Origin of the sequence: Bartonella sp. M0192 (assembly GCF_016102305.1) — a bacterium.
GTDB lineage: Bacteria > Pseudomonadota > Alphaproteobacteria > Rhizobiales > Rhizobiaceae > Bartonella > Bartonella apihabitans.
The window spans coordinates 2,501-20,570 of sequence record NZ_JACFOU010000001.1 but is presented as its reverse complement, the minus strand read 5'-3'; the positions used below and the strand labels follow the sequence as shown (position 1 = coordinate 20,570).

19 protein-coding genes and 1 tRNA gene are annotated in these 18,070 nt (G+C 46.5%); 13 read left to right on the top strand and 7 right to left on the bottom strand.

From position 1 onward, the window contains the following. Positions 1 to 18: 18 nt before the first annotated feature. Both H3S82_RS00110 and H3S82_RS00105 read right to left on the bottom strand, forming a co-directional pair. Complete coding sequence (locus H3S82_RS00110; protein WP_198233290.1) at positions 19 to 1,320, bottom strand: L,D-transpeptidase; 1,302 nt, start codon at positions 1,318 to 1,320, stop codon at positions 19 to 21. Between the two features lie 466 nt (positions 1,321 to 1,786). Continuing rightward, positions 1,787 to 1,861: transfer RNA gene (locus tag H3S82_RS00105), tRNA-Thr, on the bottom strand. Between the two features lie 169 nt (positions 1,862 to 2,030). Here H3S82_RS00105 and H3S82_RS00100 point away from each other — a divergent pair. The 11 genes from H3S82_RS00100 (at position 2,031) to clpB (ending at position 11,303) form a co-directional block, all read left to right on the top strand. Further along, positions 2,031 to 2,192, top strand: coding sequence for a hypothetical protein (locus H3S82_RS00100; protein WP_188317732.1), 162 nt, complete (start codon positions 2,031 to 2,033; stop codon positions 2,190 to 2,192). A 119-nt stretch (positions 2,193 to 2,311) separates the two neighbouring features. Further along, a complete protein-coding gene (gene murA, locus H3S82_RS00095) occupies positions 2,312 to 3,601 on the top strand; it encodes a UDP-N-acetylglucosamine 1-carboxyvinyltransferase (RefSeq protein WP_078040107.1) in 1,290 nt (429 codons plus the stop codon). A gap of 57 nt (positions 3,602 to 3,658) precedes the next feature. Continuing rightward, positions 3,659 to 4,102, top strand: coding sequence for a DUF2948 family protein (locus H3S82_RS00090; protein ID WP_198233289.1), 444 nt, complete (start codon positions 3,659 to 3,661; stop codon positions 4,100 to 4,102). 20 nt (positions 4,103 to 4,122) lie between these two features. Further along, entirely contained in the window at positions 4,123 to 5,415 is a 1,293-nt protein-coding gene (gene hisD, locus H3S82_RS00085) for a histidinol dehydrogenase (protein WP_077972908.1), read from the top strand. 19 nt (positions 5,416 to 5,434) lie between these two features. After that, entirely contained in the window at positions 5,435 to 5,905 is a 471-nt protein-coding gene (locus H3S82_RS00080) for a UPF0262 family protein (protein WP_077972906.1), read from the top strand. 2 nt (positions 5,906 to 5,907) lie between these two features. Continuing rightward, the gene (locus H3S82_RS00075) at positions 5,908 to 6,354 is read left to right on the top strand and encodes a low molecular weight phosphatase family protein (RefSeq protein ID WP_198225689.1); all 447 of its coding nucleotides are present in this window, start codon (positions 5,908 to 5,910) and stop codon (positions 6,352 to 6,354) included. Between the two features lie 179 nt (positions 6,355 to 6,533). Then, entirely contained in the window at positions 6,534 to 6,752 is a 219-nt protein-coding gene (gene infA / locus H3S82_RS00070) for a translation initiation factor IF-1 (protein ID WP_075869273.1), read from the top strand. A 2-nt stretch (positions 6,753 to 6,754) separates the two neighbouring features. Next, complete coding sequence (locus H3S82_RS00065; RefSeq protein WP_198233288.1) at positions 6,755 to 7,414, top strand: Maf family nucleotide pyrophosphatase; 660 nt, start codon at positions 6,755 to 6,757, stop codon at positions 7,412 to 7,414. A 1-nt stretch (position 7,415) separates the two neighbouring features. Then, complete coding sequence (yacG, locus tag H3S82_RS00060; RefSeq protein ID WP_198233287.1) at positions 7,416 to 7,628, top strand: DNA gyrase inhibitor YacG; 213 nt, start codon at positions 7,416 to 7,418, stop codon at positions 7,626 to 7,628. Next, positions 7,625 to 8,416: a glutamate racemase gene (locus tag H3S82_RS00055; protein ID WP_198233286.1), complete on the top strand. Its 792-nt coding sequence runs from the start codon at positions 7,625 to 7,627 to the stop codon at positions 8,414 to 8,416. The genes yacG and H3S82_RS00055 overlap by 4 nt, the downstream gene beginning before the upstream one ends. A 202-nt stretch (positions 8,417 to 8,618) precedes the next feature. Beyond that, a complete protein-coding gene (clpB, locus tag H3S82_RS00050; protein WP_198233285.1) occupies positions 8,619 to 11,303 on the top strand; it encodes an ATP-dependent chaperone ClpB in 2,685 nt (894 codons plus the stop codon). 63 nt (positions 11,304 to 11,366) lie between these two features. Here clpB and H3S82_RS00045 read toward each other — a convergent pair whose 3' ends face one another. The 4 genes from H3S82_RS00045 to H3S82_RS00030 all read right to left on the bottom strand — a co-directional run bounded on the left by H3S82_RS00045 (position 11,367) and on the right by H3S82_RS00030 (position 14,494). Then, positions 11,367 to 11,915, bottom strand: a complete 549-nt coding sequence (locus H3S82_RS00045) for a hypothetical protein (protein WP_198233284.1) — start codon at positions 11,913 to 11,915, stop codon at positions 11,367 to 11,369. A gap of 156 nt (positions 11,916 to 12,071) precedes the next feature. Beyond that, positions 12,072 to 12,431, bottom strand: coding sequence for a hypothetical protein (locus tag H3S82_RS00040; protein ID WP_198233283.1), 360 nt, complete (start codon positions 12,429 to 12,431; stop codon positions 12,072 to 12,074). A gap of 210 nt (positions 12,432 to 12,641) precedes the next feature. Then, positions 12,642 to 13,655 (bottom strand): PAS domain-containing sensor histidine kinase, encoded by a 1,014-nt coding sequence (locus H3S82_RS00035; RefSeq protein ID WP_198237070.1) that lies wholly within the window; start codon positions 13,653 to 13,655, stop codon positions 12,642 to 12,644. Between the two features lie 44 nt (positions 13,656 to 13,699). Then, a complete protein-coding gene (locus H3S82_RS00030) occupies positions 13,700 to 14,494 on the bottom strand; it encodes a response regulator (RefSeq protein ID WP_198233548.1) in 795 nt (264 codons plus the stop codon). Between the two features lie 183 nt (positions 14,495 to 14,677). Between H3S82_RS00030 and H3S82_RS00025 the strand changes: the two genes are divergently transcribed. Further along, positions 14,678 to 14,866, top strand: a complete 189-nt coding sequence (locus H3S82_RS00025) for a NepR family anti-sigma factor (protein ID WP_198225696.1) — start codon at positions 14,678 to 14,680, stop codon at positions 14,864 to 14,866. 18 nt (positions 14,867 to 14,884) lie between these two features. After that, positions 14,885 to 15,442: an RNA polymerase sigma factor gene (locus H3S82_RS00020; protein WP_077972883.1), complete on the top strand. Its 558-nt coding sequence runs from the start codon at positions 14,885 to 14,887 to the stop codon at positions 15,440 to 15,442. A 427-nt stretch (positions 15,443 to 15,869) separates the two neighbouring features. Here H3S82_RS00020 and H3S82_RS00015 read toward each other — a convergent pair whose 3' ends face one another. After that, entirely contained in the window at positions 15,870 to 17,858 is a 1,989-nt protein-coding gene (locus H3S82_RS00015) for a M23 family metallopeptidase (protein WP_198237069.1), read from the bottom strand. Between the last annotated feature and the right edge of the window lie 212 nt (positions 17,859 to 18,070).

The window sequence follows — 18,070 nt, the reverse complement described above, 5'->3', positions numbered from 1 at the left end:
TGATCAATGATCAAAACATTAATCGGTAAAGTGGACAACCACACCGGGCTTTACCAATTTTGCCAATTCTTCGGCATCCCAATTTGTCAGACGGATACAACCATGGCTTGACGTTTTTCCGATTCGTGAAGGATCGGGTGTGCCGTGAATACCATAGGTCGGTTTTGAAAGAGCTATCCAGACCGTTCCGACAGGTCCGTTGGGGCCGGGGGGAATAGTCAATATTTCATTATTGCTTCCCTGTTTGAAATTGACCTTCGGGTTATAAGTATAGTTCGGATTAAATGCGATGCGCTCGACTTGTACCGTGCCCGATGGAGACGGGTTGTCAGACGAGCCGATTGTTGCCGGATAAGCAACAACAAGCCTGCCTTCCGCATTATAGCCGCGCACCTGTTTGCGGGCCTTGTCGGCAACAATCCGGTCGACACTTTCGCGTTTGGGCAAAACCAGATTGGGAACCTTGATTGTTTCGCCGGCACGGGAGAAATGGGCTTGCGGATTGAGTTCCTGCAAGAATGTCTCATCAATATGAAAACGCTCTGCCAACATTTCTCTAACCGATGTATAGGCCATGGCAGGCATCTGTGCTTTCATAGCATAATCGGCAGGAATAGAAGAGACATATTGGCGGTTCAAATCGCTTTCGGTAATAGTATATTGCGTAAAGGCAGGACCGCCGGTTGATTGTAGAGCCGAATCCAGACGTTGTTTGTCATTGGGATCAATAAAACGGCCACTGATTTCACTTGCGGCAGCGGCAGCTTTATCGAAATTGCTACCGGCCAAACCATCTATTGCTCCTGGTGAGGAGCCCAGTCGGTCCATCAAAATCTGAACAGCAGCAACTGTTTCACGACCTTTCGGAACATTGATCGCGGGGGTATGTTCGCTCGGCATTTCGCCAGCCTGATAACGGGGAGTGGTTTTTCTATAAGAAGGTTGATTAGCCTCGCCACCACCACGATAAGGCTTGGCATCGGGTGCTTCAGGTACATCCTGATCATAAGGCACGCCACCTTCTATCGGCCCCTGATTGTTCGTTCCATAGGGTGGCGGCGTCACACCTTGGGGATAGTTTTCCGGCTCTTCCACACGAACAACCTGTCCATTTTCATCGACATAGATGCGCCGACCATATTGATCGCGATAAACGCGCAATTGCTGGCGATGACGCGGCAAATCGGAGGGGTCATAAAGTTGTGCCAGTTCGATTGGTTCGTCACTTTGTGTTGTGCTCGTTCCGTTTGCATAAACAGAAGGGAGCGATGCCATAACAAGGGCAATTGTCAAATTGGAAACTGAAGAAATATGAAACATTACGAACCGTACGAACTTATATTGGCAAAATTCGGTTGAATAGAGAAAGTGCCATCTCTAGACCAATTTGACGGCAGGAAAAAGGCATGTTCCATTCTCTCTTCCGTTAAATTATTTCAACAAAAGCCGTTTCTGACAAGACCAAGCTTTTGGGCGATAATCAGGTGATCAAAAACTTATAAAATCACAAATGTCTTGCAATTCGTCAGAATTGGAGAGTGACCCCGCTTCGAGGTTCCATTGCTTGTCTTCTTCATCTTTATTGTCTTTTATGATCATTAATTGTGGCGATTATTGGCAATGAATGGGGAACAACAGAACGAGAATAGAGAACAACAGAACGAGCCGGTTTTCGCGTAAGTTCCGGTTGCCGTATTGATTTTTGAAAGTACTGATGCAATCGGCCTACCGTTTATTTGGCTGGTTTTGGCAGTGAATATCACGGATTGCGAGTGGAAATGGATTCTGGTGCTGCGAGAGAGGATTGAACTCTCGACCTCTCCCTTACCAAGGGAGTGCTCTACCACTGAGCTACCGCAGCTAAGAAAAATAGTTTTCGGGCGGCGTTCTGCCACATTGTAAAGAAATAGGCAAGCGGACATTCACGTTTCTCATAAGAAAAATCAAGGCAATATTCTTTGGCTGGCAATTTTTTTAACATGGTGTTATGACCAGAACCGTTTTTTTAGAATATTCAACAGGTTTGAAGGATGGCAGATTCAATCGCTGAGGAACGTCGCCAAAAACGTTTGGCGCAACAATTGCGCGCCAATCTTGTCCGGCGCAAACAACAAGCGCGTGAGCGCGAAGAAATGCGCGAAAAGACAGGCCACGACGAGGCAGAACATCCGCAAGGTGTACCGGCAAAATAATCCGGTTTTTCTTAATTTTTTAATTTTAAGTCCTGTTTGTGCCACCTTTTGTCCTTACAGGGCGAATGGATAAACCGGACGATTGCTACCAATCGCAAAACAAAGAAAGGTCTTAACGGATGGATCGTATAAAAATTATTGGCGGGAATCGTTTGAACGGGGTTATTCCTATTTCAGGTGCAAAAAATGCAGCATTACCGTTGATGATTGCCTCTTTGCTTACCGATGATACATTAACACTTGATAATGTACCCCACTTGGCCGATGTCGAACAACTTATCAGGATTCTCGGCAATCACGGTGTCGACTATTCGGTGAATGGCCGCCGCCAACATCAGGATGGCGCCTATTCCCGAACGGTGCATTTTACAGCCCGCCAAATTGTTACAACACGTGCACCCTATGAGCTTGTGTCAAAAATGCGGGCGAGTTTCTGGGTTATCGCACCCTTAGTTGCCCGCATGGGAGAAGCTTGCGTTTCACTTCCCGGTGGCTGTGCAATCGGCACCCGTCCTGTTGATTTTATTCTTCAAGGGCTTGAGGCATTGGGCACAGAAATCAATATCGAAAATGGTTATGTCCATGCCAAAGCTCCAAAAGGGCTGCGAGGCGCCGAATTTACTTTTCCGAAAGTGACGGTCGGTGGTACGCACACCATGTTAATGGCAGCATGTCTGGCAAGAGGTGATACTGTTTTACACAATGCTGCTTGCGAGCCGGAAGTTGTCAATCTTGCCGAATGTCTCAATGCCATGGGGGCAAAAATAAAGGGTGCCGGTACACCCACAATTTATATTGAGGGCGTCGAGGGGCTTTCGGGCGCACGCGTCAAGGTTATTTCCGATCGTATTGAAGCAGGCACCTATGCCATGGCGGTTGCCATGACAGGGGGTGATGTCCTGCTGAAAGACGCACGCCCCGATTACTTGCGTTCTGTTCTCGATACACTTTCCAAAACCGGATTGGAAATAAAAGAAAGTGAAGAGGGGATCCGGGTTGCAAGAAACGGTCTCGATATTGTTCCGACCGATATTGAAACACAACCATTTCCGGGTTTTCCGACAGATTTGCAGGCGCAATTTATGGGGCTGATGACAAGGGCAAAAGGTGTTTCGCACATCACCGAAACAATTTTTGAAAACCGTTTCATGCATGTTCAGGAACTTGCCCGCCTTGGTGCCCATATTTCGCTAGTTGGCCAAACGGCTACAGTTGAAGGTGTCGAGCGGCTATTGGGCGCACAGGTTATGGCAACCGATTTGCGTGCCTCGGTTTCTCTCGTTATAGCGGGGCTTGCGGCAGAAGGAGAAACAACTGTCAATCGTGTTTATCACCTCGACCGCGGTTTCGAGCGGCTTGAAGAGAAGCTTTCAAATTGTGGTGCACAGATTGAACGTATAAGCGGATAATGACAATATCTTTCCTGTCGCAAACAGGATATTATTGAAAGAGAATGGAGTGGTAAGATGCCGCTTTTGAAATTGATAGCCATGGATGACGAGGATCTGGAGATCTTGTCGGCGCATTTACAAGATGCTGTCGTTAAAGTTGCCGATCTCGACTGGCGCTGTGGTGAGAAGCGTTTTATAGCGGCACTTAACCGTTTTGCTTGGGAAGAACAGATGAAGGGGGGATTGTTTTCGCGTGCAAAAACCGGTGAACGGCATCGTACGGCTCTCCGCTTCGATCGGGTTCTAAGTGTTAAAACACGTGGTTTTGATCGTGAAAAAAAAGACAATGTCTTGTCTCTTTTGACGATGCAATTCCAGCCGACAGTTCCTCCCGCCGGTATTGTGACGCTGATTTTTTCCGGTGAAGCGGCTATCCGCCTTGAAGTGGAATGTATTGAAGCGCAATTGACCGACCTTGGTCCTGTCTGGCAGGCCAAGGCCAACCCGCATCACAGATAATTTTTTCGACAGGAAAAAGAATGGTTCAAATTCTTCGTCAATCATCGGCAAATTTCGAAAACGAGTTTCGTAAATTTCTCGATTCAAAGCGTGAAGTTTCCCAGAGTGTTGATGACACTGTGCGCGACATTATCAAAACGGTTCGCGATGAGGGTGATCAGGCTTTGATCGACTTATCGGCAAAATTCGATCGTGTGGACCTTAAAGAAAAAGGTTTGAAAATTAGCGAGAGTGAAATTGATGAAGCGATGAAGCACGTTTCGCCAAAAACGCTTGATGCTTTGAAGCTTGCCCATGATCGTATTGTTGTCTACCACCAGAAACAACTGCCAAAGGATGAGCGCTTTGTCGATCCGCTGGGTGTCGAACTCGGTTGGCGCTGGACGGCTGTCCAATCGGTCGGGCTTTATGTACCGGGTGGTACGGCAAGTTACCCGAGCTCGGTGCTGATGAATGCTGTTCCGGCCAAAGTTGCGGGCGTCGAGCGTATTGTTATGGTGGTTCCGACACCGGATGGACATCTCAATCCGCTGGTTCTTGCGGCAGCCAAACTTGGCGGTGTGAGCGAGATTTATCGCGTTGGCGGGGCGCAAGCGGTGGCAGCCCTTGCCTATGGTACAAAAACCATAAAGCCGGTGGCAAAAATTGTCGGCCCCGGTAATGCTTTTGTTGCGGCAGCCAAAAGGCAGGTTTTCGGCAAAGTCGGCATTGATATGATTGCCGGACCGTCGGAAGTTCTGGTCATTGCCGATAAGCTTAATGATGCTGACTGGATTGCCGCTGATCTTCTCGCTCAAGCCGAACATGATACAGCCGCCCAATCCATTCTCATGACAGATGACGAAGCTTTTGCAAACGAGGTTATGAAGGCGGTTCAAACACAATTGACAACATTGAAACGCGGTAAAACTGCTTCTTCGAGCTGGCAGGACTTTGGCGCGGTCATTCTTGTCAATGATCTCGAACAAGCCTTTCCACTTGCCAATCGTGTTGCGCCGGAACACCTCGAACTGGCGGTGGAAGACCCTGAACGCTTTTTACCCTTGATACGCAATGCCGGAGCCATATTTGTCGGGCGTTATACACCGGAAGTGATTGGTGATTATGTTGGTGGTTCCAACCACGTTTTGCCAACTGCCCGTTCGGCAAGATTTTCATCCGGTCTTTCGGTACTTGATTATATGAAACGCAGCTCGATTTTAAAACTTGGTGCAGACGAATTGCGCAAGCTTGGACCATCGGCGATAGAACTTGCCAATGCGGAAGGACTGGAAGCCCATGGAAGGTCTGTTGCCATAAGATTGAATCTCTAGTTTAAAAGGGAGGGGGAGTGTGGAGAAGGCGCGGCTCATTGATGTCGAACTTGATGAAACCATCGGGCGCTCGACGCCCGAGGTCGAGCATGAGCGTGCAGTTGCTATTTTCGATCTCATAGAGGAAAATAGTTTTATGCCCGTGGGAGACACCGGAACCGGTCCCTATAAACTGAAATTGTCACTTGTTGACAGGCGTCTGGTCTTCGATATTTCCCGTGAAAATGGCGAATGGGTAACCACCCATATACTTTCGCTTGGGCCGTTTCGGCGCATTGTTAAAGATTATTATCTGATTTGTGACAGTTATTACGAGGCTATCCGGTCTGCAACGCCTACAAAAATCGAAGCCATCGATATGGGCCGTCGCGGTCTGCACAATGAAGGTTCGACCACTCTGCAAGATCGCTTACGCGGAAAAATAGATATGGATTTCAAAACGGCGCGGCGGCTTTTCACTCTTCTTTGTGTTCTATACTGGAAAGGGTGAAGATGGCTGAAAATCATAAATCAACATCAAGACGCCCTTCATCAGTGCTTTTTGTTTGCGGGCAAAATTCGATACGCTCGCCAATAGCCGAGGCGCTGACACGCAAAATGTTTCCGGATATTTATGTTGCATCCGCCGGTGTCGTCAAAGGCAATCGTGACCCCTTTGCAGCCGCGGTTATTGCCGAAGACGGGCTTTCCATGGAAGGGCACAATCCGCGCGGGCTGGAAGAATTGTCGGATGGGTATTTCGATCTTGCCATCACCCTTACGCCGCAAGCTCATCATGCAGTGCTCGAACAGATGCGCGGGTTTTCGGTCGATGTCGAATATTGGCCAACGCCCGATCCGGCACTTGCAACGGGTTCGCGCGAACAAATTCTTGATGCCTATCGGGATATCAGGGAAAACCTGAAAAAGCGGATAATGGCGCGCTTTGCTAATAAATGATGCCCATTCGCTTAAAAACAGCATAAAGTTTCGCTTAAAAACCGCATAAACTATTGCGCTCTTTTGATTCAGATGTTCACAAATGGCCGAGAATAGGGTAGGTTCCCCCCAACTGGACGGGCGGCACCTGCCGTTTGTCAAATTTTGATCAAAATAAACAGTCTAGAAACAGGTAATTTATGGCCAAAGAAGAAGTATTGGAATTTTCCGGCGTGATTACGGAGCTTTTACCCAATGCGATGTTTCGCGTAAAGCTCGACAATGATCACGAAATTATCGCTCATACAGCAGGGCGTATGCGTAAAAACCGCATCAGAGTTCTCGCTGGAGACAAGGTTATGGTGGAAATGACACCCTATGACCTGACCAAGGGTAGGATCACCTACCGTTATAAATAATTATGACGACAAATTCTGTTACGCCGGAAGAAGACCCATTGGTGAAAACCAAGCTTGTTCTTGCTTCAGCTTCGCCAAGACGCTTGGCATTGCTCCGGCAGATTGGTGTTTATCCCGATCATTTGCATCCTGCCGATATTGATGAAACGCCAAGGCGTCTCGAACATCCGCGTTTTCTCGCAAGACGTTTGGCAAAGGAAAAAGCCCAAAGAGGTGCAGAACTCGTTTGTGTTATGCCGGAATTCGAGCATGCGCTTGTTCTTGCAGCCGATACTGTCGTTGCCGTCGGGCGTAAAATTCTGCCCAAACCCGCCGATGAAGATGAAGCACGTGAATGTTTGCGACTTTTGTCTGGCCGGACGCATAAAGTTTATACCGGTGTCTGTCTCATTAACGCCAAGGGAAAGAGTCATCATAAGCTTGTTGAAAGCCGTGTACGTTTTGAACGATTGGGGCGCGAGGTTATCGAAGCATATCTCTTGTCGGGCGAATGGCAGGGAAAAGCAGGAGGTTACGCCATTCAGGGACGGGCCGGTTGTTTTGCCTTGCAAATTAGCGGTTCCTATAGCGGGATTGTAGGCTTGCCGCTCGCTGAAACTGTGGAATTGTTGACGACACAGAATTATCCCGTATTTGAACATTGGCAGAAAGATGAGGTCTGAAATGGCAACATCAGTTAAAGACCAATCCCGATCAACCGCTAAAGTATATCCGTTGCGTTCACCAAGGCCATGCCCTGAATGTGGCAAGCCTTCAACCCGCGAAGCTTATCCATTTTGCTCCGACCGTTGTCGTGCAATTGATCTCAATCGTTGGCTAAAAGGTTCATATATCTTGCCAGGTAAACCCTTTAACAATGCGGATGAGCAAGAATGAAACTCGTAAAGCCCGTTGCCATTTTCGACGCCGGTATCGGCTCTTATGCTATTGTGGACCTGTTACATAGAAAACAGCCGCAACGCGATATTATCTATTTTGCCGATCGGGCCCATTTCCCATATGGGAAAAAAACGGCTGACGAGCTTACCGATATCATCAAACTGACATTCAAACGATTGATGCGCTATGACCCCTCGGCCATCATTATCGCCTCCAACGCTCCGTCCATTATGGTGTTTGACCGCGTCAAAGACAGTTCGCCCGTGCCGCTTTATGGCGTATTTCCGCCGCTTGAAGAAGCGGAAAGAAAAAGTCGGAGTGGTCACGTGGCAATTATGGGGGTAGCCTCAATGGTGAAAAGCGAGATGGGGAAGGCATTCGTCAAAAATCACAGCAAAAAGCCGGAAAATGTCGCTCTCGTCAATGCCTCGCCGATGGTTGAACTGGTCGAAAGCGGGACTTTCTTGTTTGATCCGGAAAAAACGCAAGCCGAAGTCAACCGTTTCATGGAAGATTTGCTTACAGAACATCCTTCGGTTGACACATGTACGCTTTCAAGTACCCATCTGCCTTGGCTTAAAAACTTCTTTGAAAAAGCAGCGCCACAATGCTGTTTTCTTGATCCCGCCGAAAGCATTATCGGAAAACTTGAAAAAAAATATTCAGGAAGCGGCCTTATTCAAGGTCTGGTAACCGAAAGTGCCGAATACAGGTTACAAGACTTCAAAAAAATGCTGCGTAAACTCGATATTACAATTCCACTCGACGTGATTGCAGACGAATAGAAATCCTGTCTTTGTTGATTTCCAAGGCTTAATTTTATTGTTTTTTTAAACAATGGATTTTGTTTAATGCCTTGATTATTTTTGATCTTGTGGAATTTCATCGTCAATACCATATCAGGTATCGAGTACGGCTTGCCTTAACGGGAGCCTGTCACTTCAAGCCCATAATGCCATTTATGGATTATGGGAAAAGGAGACGAGAATGAATTTAGAAAAATATACCGAGCGCGTGCAGGGGTTCTTACAGTCTGCACAAAACTTTGCCTTGTCATCGGACAATCAGCAGTTCGTTCCCGAGCATTTGTTAAAAGTGCTATTGGATGACAATGAGGGCCTTTGCTCTTCATTGATAGAGAAGGCTGGCGGCAACGTAAAAGCGGCAAAAGAGGCGTTGGCAACGGCACTTTCGGCATTGCCAAAAGTAAGTGGTGGCAATGGCCAGCTTTATATGTCGGAAGCTATGGCCAAGGTTTTTACCAAAGCAGAAGAATTGGCCGAAAAAGCAGGAGACAGCTTTGTGACTGTCGAGCGCCTTTTGCAAGCTTTGTTGATGGAACCGAAAGCCAAAACAGCAGAAATTCTTTCCAAAAGCGGGGTTACGCCAACAGCGTTAAACAAGGCGATCAATGAAATGAGAAAAGGACGCACAGCTGATTCGGCCAATGCCGAAGCACAGTATGACGCATTGAAGAAATATGCGCGTGATTTGACGAAAGATGCGCGCGAGGGGAAACTTGATCCTGTTATCGGCCGTGATGAAGAAATCCGCCGGACAATTCAGGTATTGTCGCGGCGCACCAAAAATAATCCGGTTCTGATCGGTGAACCGGGCGTTGGTAAAACGGCTATTGTTGAAGGGCTGGCATTGCGTATTGTGAACGGCGATGTTCCTGAAACTTTGCGTGACAAATCGCTTCTTGCCCTTGATATGGGAGCATTGATTGCCGGTGCAAAATATCGTGGCGAGTTTGAAGAGCGTTTGAAAGCTGTTTTGACAGAAGTTCAGGCAGCAAACGGCGAGATCATCCTGTTTATTGATGAAATGCACACTTTGGTTGGTGCCGGTAAATCGGATGGCGCAATGGATGCGTCCAATTTGTTGAAACCGGCTCTTGCCCGTGGTGAACTTCACTGTGTCGGTGCAACAACGCTTGAAGAATATCGCAAATATGTTGAAAAGGATGCGGCTCTTGCCCGTCGTTTCCAACCGGTTTTTGTTGATGAACCCAGTGTCGAAGATACCATTTCGATTCTGCGTGGTATTAAGGAAAAATACGAGCAACACCATAAAGTCCGGATTTCCGATTCGGCCCTTGTTGCGGCTGCAACTTTGTCGAATCGTTATATTACTGACCGGTTTTTGCCCGATAAAGCAATTGACCTTATTGATGAAGCAGCTTCACGGTTGCGTATGCAGGTTGATTCCAAGCCGGAAGAACTTGACGAAATTGATCGTCGTGTCATGCAGTTGAAGATCGAGCGTGAAGCTTTGAAAGCCGAAACCGATCCTGCTTCGAAAGATCGTTTGGAAAAACTCGAAGACGAATTGGTCGAGCTTGAAGAACAATCGCATGAAATCACTGCAAAATGGCAATCTGAAAAACAGAAATTGGGTCATGCTGCCGAGTTGAAGAAACAATTGGAAGCAGCACGCAATAATTTGGCTATTGCTCAACGTAACGGTGAATATCAGAAAGCTGGTGAACTTTCCTACAGCATCATTCCGCAATTGGCTAAACAATTGGAAGAGGCTGAAAGTCAGGAAAACCACGGTTCGATTCTGGAAGAAACCGTCACACCTGATCACATTGCGCAAGTGGTATCGCGCTGGACCGGTATTCCGGTTGATAGCATGCTGGAAGGCGAACGTGAGAAACTTCTGAGAATGGAAGACGAGCTTGCCAAACGTGTTGTCGGACAAGGCGAAGCAATTCAGGCTGTTTCCCGCGCGGTACGTCGTGCACGTGCGGGCTTACAAGACCCGAACAGGCCGATCGGTTCGTTCATTTTCCTAGGGCCAACAGGTGTTGGTAAAACCGAGCTCACCAAGGCTCTGGCAAAGTTCCTGTTTCAGGACGAGACCGCAATGGTTCGTATCGACATGTCGGAATATATGGAAAAGCATTCGGTTGCCCGTTTGATCGGCGCTCCTCCGGGATATGTCGGTTATGAAGAAGGCGGTGCTTTGACAGAAGCGGTTCGTCGTCGGCCATATCAGGTCATCTTGTTTGATGAAATTGAAAAAGCCCATCCGGATGTTTTCAATGTTCTTTTGCAGGTTCTTGATGACGGACGCTTGACCGATGGTCAGGGGCGCACTGTCGACTTCCGCAATACGCTTATTATCATGACATCGAATCTCGGTGCCGAATATTTGACAGCTCTTGACGATAATGATGAAGCCGAGAAAGCCCGTGATGATGTTATGGCAGTGGTTAAAGCTGCATTCAGACCGGAATTTCTCAACCGTGTTGATGAAATCATCCTGTTCCACAGGTTGCACCGGAAAGAGATGGGCGCCATTGTCGACATCCAGTTGCAACGTTTGCAATCATTGTTGTCAGACCGGAAGATCAAACTTGTTATTGATGATAGTGCTCGCGAATTTCTTGCCGATAAGGGGTATGACCCTGCATATGGTGCACGGCCTCTTAAACGGGTTATCCAGAGAGAAGTTCAGGATCCGCTCGCTGAAAGGCTGCTCATTGGCGATATTCTTGATGGTTCGACAGTCAATATTTCACGCGGTTCCGATCGCTTGATCTTTACACCGACGCCTACTCATCCTGTCGATGAATCGAAAGTCGAGGAAAAGGGTACCGAAACTGCCGAGGAAAAGGCAGATGAAAAAAAGTCGGATACAAAGCCGAATAAATCCAAAAAATAATATTTCAAGCTCATGAAAAGGCCGCTTTCAAGCGGCCTTTTTATTGCAATTTTTTAATTAAGCTTATTGGGCGGGCGATGCGTTAGCCGGTTCTTCAACAGGCTGTTTTGCAACCGGTGAGGTATCAACTGTAATACCGGCAACAAGATGGCCTTGGCGATAATCGTAAATAACAAGCTCTGTATTGCCTTCCGGCGTCAATGTTTCAAGCGCAATCATGTCGTTCGAGAGGCTCTGTGAGAGAATGCGTGTTCCTTGAGGAAGAGCAATGGAACGTTTGATAAATTCCGGAACAGCAGGAGCCGGTGTTTTTGCATTAACCGCTTGATTTGATAGATCGGCGCTATCACCGGGTACCGGGCTTGTTTCGGTTTTCGTAGTGCTTGCCGGTGCTTTATCGGACGGCGAAGATGTAACCTTATAGATAACGGCGGCCAGAATAATCAGAATGAGAACGATTGTTATTCCAATAGAAACGATCATCAGCCTCATCAGCTTCCGTCTTACTTTTTCAACTGCGGGATCCAGCGGCGCTTGTGGCTGCATGGGTTGCTGATTATAGGGATCCTGATAATCCATATCTTCATAACCGGATTGATAATCGTCGCGCATCGAACATTCTCCATTAATAGTGCCCCGCATTTACGAGTTTCACAGCAATGTTTCAATGGAAAATAAATATTTTAAGCTTTGGTGAATAATCTTTTAATCAGAAAATCCCGACAAGTGCCAAGATTAATGGCCAAGAATAATGTAAAGAAAATAACTTTATGCTGCGGGTTTTGTATTGATTTGTGTTGCACCGGCAACCGGCTTTTCAATCTTCTGTAGCGGTACAGTCAATTCTTCTTCTTCGCTATCTTCATTGGTAAGTTCGACAATGAAATCGCCATTCTGGTCAACCCGCCAATAAATGCTCAAATCCCCGTTAATGAAGTCGGGATCTGCTTTGATACATTGACCGAACACCACTTCGTTGGACTGTCCGATGCGATTGACTGCCGGTATCAAGGCTGCCTCGCAGGCTTCATGGGTGGGATAAACCTTGACCATATCATCAGCGGCATTGCATGCAGAAAAACCATCTGTGCAGGAAACAAGCAACATCACAGCGATGACGGAATTCATGATTGACCCCTTCAGGAACATTTTAATATTGAGCGGATGAATTTATTTCTTTTATACTTTGATAACGAGATCGCCGGTTTTTTGTTCCGGAATAAAACATATGCCACAAAAAATAGCTGAATAAAGGATTTGTTTTTTACTTCATTCCTGATCGCGATAAGTTTTACTCAAAGCTAAAAAACCCGAACGCTTATCGCAAAAAGAAAAAGTTCAGGCGTAAAAATCGAAATAGGTATCGGGGAGTGTAAGGTGATAAACCACGCCGTCATTGGTAAATTCGAGACTTGCCGTGCCGTTCACAGAAACCGGAACAATCTTTTCAAGGACTGCACTGCCAAAGCAGGCTCTCCGATCATTGTCGAGTGTGTGTCCGGGCGAAAAAACTTCATACCAGGAAATGCACAATTGTGATGGCTTGCCCTCATCTTTTTCAATCCGGCTTGTTACATGGATCACACCATCCGGTTTGGAAAGCGCTCCATAAGAGAGGGAATTGATGATGAGCTCATGAAATGCCAAACCGATATGCAATGCCGCACCAGGAAAAAGATAGGGGTCATCACCATCAATCGTAAAACGCCGATGTTCTTTTTCCAGATAATTTGATGTCTGGCTTAAAAACAATTCACGAAAATGGGCCCCACGCCAATCGGAATCAGTCACAAGATCTTGTGAATGGGATAATGATTGTATGCGTCCCTGAAATTTCCTTAAAAAAGTTTGCAAGGAATCGGTATAACGAGCGGTTTGACCGGCCACGCTTTGAATAATGGCAAGAAGATTTTTTGAACGATGACTTACTTCCCTGAGTAAAGCCTTAAGGACCTGTTCACGCCGACGCAATTCGGTTACATTGACGCCGGTTGTTACCAAACCGACAATTTCTCCCCGTTCGTCACGGTGGCAATCAATTGAAAACTTGAACCAGAAAATACGATTGTTGCTGTTTTCAAATCGGGCTTCCAACGTGTGCATTTTGCCGGTTTCCAAAACCTGCAATTTGATATCCCTCATATTTTCGGAAAGTTTTTCGGATAAAAAATCGCTGTCGCGACAACCGGCAAACCACTTTTCGGCGATAATTTCCGGCAAGTTTTCTGCCCAGCGATAAACCATGTCGGGGGTCTGATAAAGAACAAAAATATCGGCTCCATGGATAGCCTGCGTCAAGGCACTCACATGCAATTTTTCAACAGCAGGTGAAGAATGGGGAGCCGATATCATAAGAAATTAAAAACCTTCTGATTTATTTCTTTCACGAAAACCTGTTAAGATTTTCTGGATGCATTTTCCTGAAAGAAAAGCGCTTGGGAAATCAAAGCTTTCACCATATCCGGATTAAACGGCTTGGTTACAAGAAATGTCGGTTCGGGCCGTTCACCTGTCAACAAACGTTCGGGGAATGCGGTGATGAAAATGACCGGAACCTCATCAGTTTCAAGAATATCATTCACAGCATCTATGCCGGAACTGTTATCAGCAAGTTGAATATCGGCAAGAACCATACCCGGTTTTTCTTTTTTGAACAATGAAACAGCTTCGTCGCGCGTCCGTGCGATGCCAACAACCTGATGACCGAGCGATTCGACAAGCTGCTCGATATCCATCGCAATTAACGGCTCGTCCTCGATAATAAGAATGCGTGTGGCAACTTGCTCGGAAATATCACGTGAAGCCTCGTTCAGCAATGCTCTGAATTGCTGCTGGTCAACATTCATGATCTCCATAACTTCTTTGTCACTGAACCCTTCGACAGCAATGAGGAGAAATGCCTGACGGGCCCTCGGAGTAAGGTAGGAAAGTTTTGCATTGGCTTTTTGTTCCACACCGAATTGAGGTAAAGGCTCTGCAACGTTCGGGGTTGTTTGATCGAACAATTCGCAAAACAGCCGATAGACGCTGATACGGTCGGATGTCGCCTCGGGGAAAATTGATGTGTCGGCAATAAGTGCTTCGAGCATAGCTGCAACATAAGCATCGCCCGACGTCTGAGAACCGGTAACAGCACGTGCAAATCGTCTCAAATAAGGTAAATGTGGTGCAATGCGTGTTGATAAAGTCATATATGAACTCCTTCTGCCCCTGAAAGTGTAACCTTAGACAGGTTATGTAAAATATTAATTCATGAATAATAAAAAAGTTCCAGCCCCTTGGAACTTTTTAGTCAGTTCTATATTCTTAAAGGTAAGTGTAATTATTTACACGATTGTTAATTAACGGATGGCGTCATTTTTAAGGGACTTAAGATGGATGACAGCAAGGAAAAAAACGGTTCCGAGGTTTCCGGACCGGAAGATGATCTGCTTGGATCCAATAGTGAAATAGCGGTGAAGTTACGGCAATTCTATACAGCAATTCAGGAAGAAGAAATACCGGAAAAATTTCTCGATCTTCTTGAAAAGCTCGATAAAGCCGAACAAGAAAGCCAGAGTTGAAATGGGAAAGTCACACCCATGAACGCACATAACCCAGATTTCAAACGTGAACTTTTGTCAAACCTGCCGGCTTTGCGTGCCTTTGCCGTTTCGTTGAGCGGGCAACATGACAGAGCGGATGATCTTGTACAAGATACAATCATGAAAGCATGGGCGAAGCAGGACAGCTTCGAGATCGGCACAAATATGAAAGCCTGGTTGTTTACGATTCTGAGGAACGAGTTTTTTAGCCAGATGCGCAAAAAAGGGCGTGAAGTGCAGGATAGTGAAGGCGTTTTCACCGAAAATCTGGCTGTACATCCTGCCCAATACGGATCACTCGACTTGCAGGATTTCAGAAAAGCGCTCGACCAACTTCCCGCAGACCAGAAGGAAGCTATCATTCTGGTCGGAGCATCAGGTTTTTCTTATGAAGATACTGCCGAGATTTGTAGTTGTGCTGTTGGTACGATTAAAAGTCGTGTCAGTCGCGCCAGAACCCGTTTGCAAGAACTTTTAGGCGTCAACGGACAATCCGACTATGGTCCGGATGCTGATTCGGCATCGTCGACAATGCGTTCTTTTACCAATTCCTGAAATTTGCAAATGCGGTATTCAAACTTATCAACCGCCAAAGTATGCTAGCTCTTTATCCGGTCATTCAGCATTATGTAACATGTTATCTAACAGCTTCATGACTCAGCAATTTATGAAGGTTGGTTTCGAATTATTGCAAATCGCAATATCAAGTTTCTTCCGGTCGTTGTGCGACCATCATTATTGCATTGATAGACCTGAAGCAGGGGCTTCCCGATTCAGCGCCGCATAAGAAAATCTGTAAACAGATCGGACCGGTGCTCTTTTTCTATCCGGTCCATCTGGCCTTTATATGCGAGATGCCTTTTTATGTCAGGCTCTCAAAAGGCTATGTGCTTTTTCCATTTGGTCAACCGCAACATTGTTATGTTGATAATGAAGACTGTTTTTAAATAGAATCAATTTTTCAGCGAAATGATTAATCGCATCAGATATCGGAACGGGATGTCCGATTTTTCTCGTCTGTGCCCGTGGTCGCAGCAAGTTTTTGATCGTCTTGCCCGTTGATCAATGCTTCAAGTTTGTTGCGGTCGCGTTTGAACGCTTCAAGATCTTTTCCATGCAAGGATTTTGCATCCGGAAGGCGAATGCGCATCGGATCGACTTTCGTATTGTTCACTGAAACTTCGAAGTGGCAATGCGGACCCGTTGCAAGGCCGCTCGAACCGACATAGCCGATAATCTGACCCTGATGAACCTTCGCTCCCGCTTTAATGCCAGGGGCAAAACTGTTCTGGTGTGCATAAGACGTTACGTAACCGTTGGCATGTCGAATTTCGGTCTGATTCCCATAGCCACGAACCGGACCTGCTTTTGTGACGACGCCATCTCCTGCCGCAACAATCGGTGATCCTCTCGGTGCGCTCCAATCAACACCGGTATGCATCCTGACATAGCCCAGAACCGGATGCCTTCTTGGGCCGAACGGTGAACGGAAAATGGCATTGGGCACGGGTTTGCGCAAAAGAAACTGCTTTGAACTACGACCTTCCGAATCATAATAATCAATTGTTCCATCATTGGAGCGGAAACGATAATATTTTCTTGTTGTGCCACCCAGTGTAGCGCTGATGAAACGGATTTCCGGTTCGGATGTGTCTTCCGAACTTTTTTCCGGAGCGGCGTAAAATACTTCAAGTGTATCATTGGGTGAAACGCGATCTTCCAGATCAACATCGTTGGCCATGACGCGAATGAGTTGACGTGCTGTGGTGAGAGGCATGTCGTAACTCAACACCGAACGGTAAATTGCATCATAGATTGTCGGCAGATTCGAAGCATTGATATGTGTGAGCGGCACCCCGCCTTCGAAAGCGGTTTTGAGTAACGGTGTCATCTCCGGTTCGTTGCTTCTCACAAATTGCTTCTGGTCATTGAGAGAAATTGAAAGGATATGATGCATACCGTGATAAATGCTGGCTCTTACCAGATGGTCATCACCGGACGCGTTGGTTTCTATTCCAATACGCAAAACGTTGCCGGCGCGGAGCGTATCGGATCCGTTGAATTGAGAAAGCGCAGCAGCTATCTTATCAGCATCTTCCCCTCCATAATTGGCATCATTCAAAGCATTGATAATGGTTTGGGTTTTTCTGAATGGAATAATATCTTCGGCATATTCTTCAGAATTGTCGTTCGGCGCTATGCGTGGAGAGATGCTGACATTCTCCTGAATAATTTTAACATCCGGCATTTCGGAAAATTTGATCGAACCGAAATGCCCCAATTGCGCAGGGTCAAGATAATGAAGTGCGGCAACGCGCGTAATATTATCACCAAGAACAAAACCGGCTGCTCGAATATTCTGTTCGGCCTGATCAGCAGTCAATTGATCCGAATCATCAAAAGTAGCGGTGTTCACATCAAACTCGATGCTATGGAGTGTAATTTCCGTTTCTACTTTTGTACCGTAGATCTGTAAGTTATTTTCCGGCTTATCGCCTTGTTTGACAGTTTGGTCAGAAAAAATTGTCAATGCGTTGAAGGGCGGATATTTCAAATTATTCGGCCGATCTTCGGCAAGAGCCATACGCACAAGTTCGAAAGGTTGAGTCCGGATGACCTCTTTTTCACCTTGCTTTTGCATGATTGAAAGATCGAAATGCTGCCTATCGTCGAAATTTTTTCTCGGTACAATCTGGGCTATTCGATCGACTTTTCTTTCGTCGGATTCTTCTGCTTCAAGTGTCGGAAGTTCACTCTGTGTCATCAATTCAGGCGGTGTTGCCAGTTGCTCGCGCCCGTCCAGAGCAACAAATAAAGCGACACCCATCAATGTACATGAAGTAACGCCGGTCAAAATCGTTCCCGCAAGCCAGCGGATAGAAATCTGACGACGATCCGGCTGCCGACGCCCGTCAGCGACAAGCGCAGGTTCTTCTCCCGGATCATTATTGAAGCGACGATCTTCTATCATAAAATTAGCAAATGGTTTGCACGACCGAAATGGGCAATATCCACCTTTCGAATGAATTGTTATTTTTCGAGATGAGTTCCGAATTCTTTCATAGAGCGAGAGTCTGCCATAGAGGGCATCAAAAGAAAAGTACGCCGATGATGCGCTTCAACCATTATATGCATCTCCATGTTTATCATAAAAACATAATCATTATAAAAAAACGGTGGTGA

Excerpts from the sequence above, each read along its gene's own strand:
- H3S82_RS00020 (WP_077972883.1), top strand. The coding sequence starts at position 14,885 with ATGAACGCACATAACCCAGATTTCAAACGTGAACTTTTGTCAAACCTG.
- H3S82_RS00065 (WP_198233288.1), top strand. The coding sequence starts at position 6,755 with ATGACGACAAATTCTGTTACGCCGGAAGAAGACCCATTGGTGAAAACC.
- H3S82_RS00025 (WP_198225696.1), top strand. The coding sequence starts at position 14,678 with ATGGATGACAGCAAGGAAAAAAACGGTTCCGAGGTTTCCGGACCGGAA.
- H3S82_RS00015 (WP_198237069.1), bottom strand. The coding sequence starts at position 17,858 with ATGATAGAAGATCGTCGCTTCAATAATGATCCGGGAGAAGAACCTGCG.
- H3S82_RS00035 (WP_198237070.1), bottom strand. The coding sequence starts at position 13,655 with ATGATATCGGCTCCCCATTCTTCACCTGCTGTTGAAAAATTGCATGTG.
- H3S82_RS00100 (WP_188317732.1), top strand. The coding sequence starts at position 2,031 with ATGGCAGATTCAATCGCTGAGGAACGTCGCCAAAAACGTTTGGCGCAA.
- H3S82_RS00075 (WP_198225689.1), top strand. The coding sequence starts at position 5,908 with ATGGCTGAAAATCATAAATCAACATCAAGACGCCCTTCATCAGTGCTT.
- murA (WP_078040107.1), top strand. The coding sequence starts at position 2,312 with ATGGATCGTATAAAAATTATTGGCGGGAATCGTTTGAACGGGGTTATT.
- H3S82_RS00040 (WP_198233283.1), bottom strand. The coding sequence starts at position 12,431 with ATGAATTCCGTCATCGCTGTGATGTTGCTTGTTTCCTGCACAGATGGT.
- yacG (WP_198233287.1), top strand. The coding sequence starts at position 7,416 with ATGGCAACATCAGTTAAAGACCAATCCCGATCAACCGCTAAAGTATAT.
- H3S82_RS00110 (WP_198233290.1), bottom strand. The coding sequence starts at position 1,320 with ATGTTTCATATTTCTTCAGTTTCCAATTTGACAATTGCCCTTGTTATG.
- hisD (WP_077972908.1), top strand. The coding sequence starts at position 4,123 with ATGGTTCAAATTCTTCGTCAATCATCGGCAAATTTCGAAAACGAGTTT.
- H3S82_RS00055 (WP_198233286.1), top strand. The coding sequence starts at position 7,625 with ATGAAACTCGTAAAGCCCGTTGCCATTTTCGACGCCGGTATCGGCTCT.
- infA (WP_075869273.1), top strand. The coding sequence starts at position 6,534 with ATGGCCAAAGAAGAAGTATTGGAATTTTCCGGCGTGATTACGGAGCTT.
- H3S82_RS00030 (WP_198233548.1), bottom strand. The coding sequence starts at position 14,494 with ATGACTTTATCAACACGCATTGCACCACATTTACCTTATTTGAGACGA.
- H3S82_RS00090 (WP_198233289.1), top strand. The coding sequence starts at position 3,659 with ATGCCGCTTTTGAAATTGATAGCCATGGATGACGAGGATCTGGAGATC.
- H3S82_RS00045 (WP_198233284.1), bottom strand. The coding sequence starts at position 11,915 with ATGCGCGACGATTATCAATCCGGTTATGAAGATATGGATTATCAGGAT.
- clpB (WP_198233285.1), top strand. The coding sequence starts at position 8,619 with ATGAATTTAGAAAAATATACCGAGCGCGTGCAGGGGTTCTTACAGTCT.